Origin of the sequence: Burkholderia sp. Se-20378, from assembly GCF_017104665.1 — a bacterium.
GTDB classification, from domain to species: Bacteria; Pseudomonadota; Gammaproteobacteria; order Burkholderiales; family Burkholderiaceae; genus Burkholderia; species Burkholderia lata.
Map to the genome: position 1 here is coordinate 1 of NZ_JAAGPG010000673.1, position 3,882 is coordinate 3,882.

The following is a 3,882-nucleotide window of genomic DNA, read 5'->3' on the forward strand; positions in this document are numbered from 1 at the left end:
CGCGATCGGGCACTGGCGGGAAGACGCGTTGCACGCGCTGGCGCCGGCCGCGTCGCCGGTCGCCGCGCCGCGCGACGATCGCTCGCTGGCCGTGCGCCATGCACGCTTCATCGATCTGTATGCGCGAACGGATGCATGGTTCACGACGGGCGTTTAAACTCGAACACTTGTTCTTTTGCGTCAGCGATGACGCATCGTGGCAAGCCGGCGACCGTTTCCCGCACGCGATGCGCGGCCGGACCGGCCATCATGGCGAGCACGAGATTCTTTCGCCGTGCCGTGCGCGATGCCGCGCGGCATGGTTCCGACCGCTTTGCATGGAACCCGGTGCGAAGCATGGGACCGGCGTCGGTGCTGGCGCATCCACGCCGGTCGACGTGAGCGCTGACGCGCCAACCCGGGCCGACCTCACACACAGACAGGAGTCACACGATGAAGACGAAAGCAGCGATTGCATGGAAGGCGGGCGCGCCGCTGACGATCGAGGAAGTCGATCTGGAAGGGCCGCGCGCCGGCGAAGTGCTGATCGAGGTGAAGGCGACGGGCATCTGTCACACCGACTACTACACGCTGTCGGGCGCCGATCCGGAAGGGATCTTCCCGGCGATCCTCGGCCATGAAGGCGCGGGCGTCGTGGTCGACGTCGGCCCCGGCGTCGGCACCCTGCGCAAGGGCGACCACGTGATTCCGCTCTACACGCCCGAATGCCGCGAGTGCAAGTTCTGCCTGTCGCGCAAGACCAACCTGTGCCAGAAGATTCGCGCGACGCAGGGCAAGGGCCTGATGCCCGACGCGACGTCGCGCTTCTCGCTCGACGGCAAGCCGCTGTTCCATTACATGGGCACGTCGACGTTCTCGAACTACATCGTCGTGCCGGAGATCGCGGTCGCGAAGGTGCGTGAAGACGCGCCGTTCGACAAGATCTGCTACATCGGCTGCGGCGTGACGACGGGCGTCGGCGCGGTCGTGTACTCGGCGAAGGTCGAGGCTGGTGCGAACGTCGTCGTATTCGGCCTCGGCGGCATCGGCCTGAACGTGATCCAGGGCGCGAAGATGGTCGGCGCGGACAAGATCATCGGCGTCGACATCAACCCGAAGCGCGTCGAGCTTGCGAAGAAGTTCGGGATGACGCACTTCATCAACCCGAACGAAGTCGAGAACGTGGTCGACCACATCGTGCAGCTGACCGACGGCGGCGCGGATTACTCGTTCGAATGCGTGGGCAACGTGAAGCTGATGCGCCAGGCGCTCGAGTGCACGCACAAGGGCTGGGGCCAGTCGTTCATCATCGGCGTGGCGGCAGCCGGCGAGGAAATCAGCACGCGTCCGTTCCAGCTCGTGACGGGCCGCGAGTGGAAGGGCTCGGCGTTCGGCGGTGCGCGCGGCCGCACCGACGTGCCGAAGATCGTCGACTGGTACATGGAAGGCAAGATCAACATCGACGACCTGATCACGCACACGCTGCCGCTCGAACGGATCAACGAAGGCTTCGACCTGATGAAGGCCGGCGAGTCGATCCGCTCGGTCGTGCTGTACTGACCGGGAGCGCACCGCGATGCTCGAACTCGTTTCCTCGCACGCGTGCCACGGCGGCGAGCAGCGTTTCTACCGTCACGATTCGGCGGCCATCGGCCTGCCGATGAAATTCTCGGTGTACCTGCCGCCGCAGGCCGCGCACGGCCGCGTGCCGGCGCTGTTCTATCTCGCGGGGCTCACGTGCACCGACGAGACGTTCGCGATCAAGGCCGGCGCGCAGCAATACGCGGCGCAGCACGGCATCGCGCTCGTGATGCCCGACACGAGCCCGCGCGGCGCGGGCGTGCCGGGCGAGACCGATGCATGGGACTTTGGTGTCGGCGCGGGCTTCTATGTCGATGCGACCGAGGCGCCGTGGTCCGCGCATTACCGGATGGAGTCGTACGTGACGGGCGAGCTGCGCGAGCTCGTCGCGGCCGAGCTGCCGATCGACGGCGCGCGGCTCGGGATCTTCGGGCACTCGATGGGCGGGCACGGCGCGCTGACGCTCGCGTTGCGCCATCCGGGCCTGTACCGGTCGGTGTCGGCGTTCGCGCCGATCGCGGCGCCCACGCGCTGCCCGTGGGGCGAGAAGGCGTTCTCGGGCTACCTCGGCGCCGATCGCGAAGCGTGGAAGGCACACGACGCGAGCGAACTCGTCGCGCGTGCCGATGCGCCGAAGTTCGCGGACGGCATCCTCGTCGATCAGGGCCTCGCCGATCAGTTCCTCGCGAACCAGCTCAACCCCGACGTGTTCGAAGCCGCCTGCGCGAAGGCCGGCCAGCCGCTGACGCTGCGTCGTCATGCAGGCTACGACCACGGGTACTACTTCATCTCGACGTTCATCGCCGATCACATCGCGCATCACGCGCGTGTGCTCGCACGGTGAGCGGGTAGGGAAGCAGGTAACGCACACGGCGCGCCGCACGATCGCGGGCGCATACAAAAACGCCGGCGCTGCCCTCGGGCACGCCGGCGTTTTTCATTTCGTCGGACGGTGATCTGCCGGGCGGCGATCAGTGGCGCCGCAACAGGCTCGCGCCGTACACGAGCGCCGACAGCGCGGTGATCCAGAAGCTCGTCGGCCAGTCGGTGTGATACGCGAGCACGATGCCGAGCCACGCTTCGAGCAACGCGAACAGCGCGGCGAGCAGCACGCCGGTCGACAGCCGCGTCGTCACGTTCTGCGCGGCGGCAGCCGGCCCGACCAGCAGCGTGAACACCAGCAGCACGCCGACGATCTGCGTCGCCGCGGCGACCGCGAGCGCGCACACCGCGAGGAACAGCATCGACACCGTGCGCAGCGACACGCCCTTGGCTTCGGCCAGTTCGGGCTGCAGCGACGCGAACAGCAGCGGCCGCGCGATCAGCGCGAGCGCGAGCAGGCTCACGGCGCCGATGCCGGCGAGCACCGCGAGCGTGTCGTGGCTCACCGCGAGCACGTTGCCGAACAGCAGCGCGGTGACCTGCGTCGCGAACGACGTGTAGAAATGCAGGAACAGCAGGCCGAAGCCGAGCGCGCCGGACAGGATCACGCCGATCGCGACGTCGCGGCCCGCGAGCTTCTCGCCGAGCGCGCCCATCCCGATCCCGGCCGCGAGCGTGAAGCCGACCATCCCCCAGATCGGCGAGATGCCGAGCAGCACGGCGCCCGTCGCGCCGGTGAAGCCGACGTGCGACAGCGCGTGGCCGGCGAAGGTCTGCCCGCGCAGCACCAGGAAGTAGCCGACGATGCCCGCGAGCACCGCGACGATCCCCGACGCCGCGAAGGCGTTGATCATGAAGTCGTATTCAAACATCGTGCGAATGCCCGGGATGAGCGTGTCCGTGGTGGTGATGGCCGTGGCCGCCGCCACCGCCGTGCGAGTGGCCGTCGTCGTCCTCGTGTTCGTGGTCGTGCTTTTCGATCTCGACGTCGCCCGACATCACGAAGATCTTGCCGTTCACGCGCATCACGTCGATCGGCGAACCGTAGAGCCGCGACAGCACCGGCTTCGTGATCACCTCGTCGACGGTGCCGAGCGCCGCGACGCCGTTGCCGAGATACAGCACGCGGTCGAGCGCGTTCAGCAGCGGATTCAGTTCGTGCGCGGAGAACAGCACGGTGATGCCGAGCTCGCGCTGCACGTTGCGCACGAGCTCGACGACGCCGCGTTGGTGGTTCGGGTCGAGGCTGATCAGCGGCTCGTCGAGCAGCAGCAGCTTCGGGCTGCCAAGCAGGCATTGCGCGAGCAGCAGGCGCTGCCGCTCGCCGCCGGACAGTTCCGACAGCGGCCGGCGCGCGAGCGTCGGGCCGCCGACGAGATCGAGCACGCGGTCGACGTCGCGGCGCGTCGCCGCGTTCGTGTGCGGCAGCCCCCAGCGGTG

General features: G+C 68.2%; 4 protein-coding genes and 1 pseudogene. 3 read left to right on the forward strand and 2 right to left on the reverse strand.

Annotated elements, in window-relative coordinates:
* From G3N93_RS41865 to fghA, 3 genes and pseudogenes are all read left to right on the forward strand, one after another.
* A pseudogene (locus tag G3N93_RS41865) lies at window positions 1–157 on the forward strand (carbohydrate kinase); the annotation flags it as partial.
* A 275-nt stretch (window positions 158–432) separates the two neighbouring features.
* Window positions 433–1,539, forward strand: coding sequence for an S-(hydroxymethyl)glutathione dehydrogenase/class III alcohol dehydrogenase (locus G3N93_RS35850; protein WP_011353045.1), 1,107 nt, complete (start codon window positions 433–435; stop codon window positions 1,537–1,539).
* A gap of 16 nt (window positions 1,540–1,555) precedes the next feature.
* Window positions 1,556–2,404 carry an S-formylglutathione hydrolase gene (gene fghA / locus G3N93_RS35855; protein ID WP_011353044.1) on the forward strand — a complete coding sequence of 283 codons (849 nt, stop codon included), beginning with the start codon at window positions 1,556–1,558 and terminating at the stop codon, window positions 2,402–2,404.
* A gap of 127 nt (window positions 2,405–2,531) precedes the next feature.
* Here the strand turns inward: fghA and G3N93_RS35860 are convergent, their stop codons facing one another.
* Entirely contained in the window at window positions 2,532–3,314 is a 783-nt protein-coding gene (locus G3N93_RS35860) for a metal ABC transporter permease (RefSeq protein ID WP_206135122.1), read from the reverse strand.
* On the reverse strand, window positions 3,307–3,882 hold a 576-nt coding region (locus G3N93_RS35865; protein WP_206135123.1), incomplete at its 5' end, for an ATP-binding cassette domain-containing protein. The genes G3N93_RS35860 and G3N93_RS35865, both read right to left, overlap by 8 nt.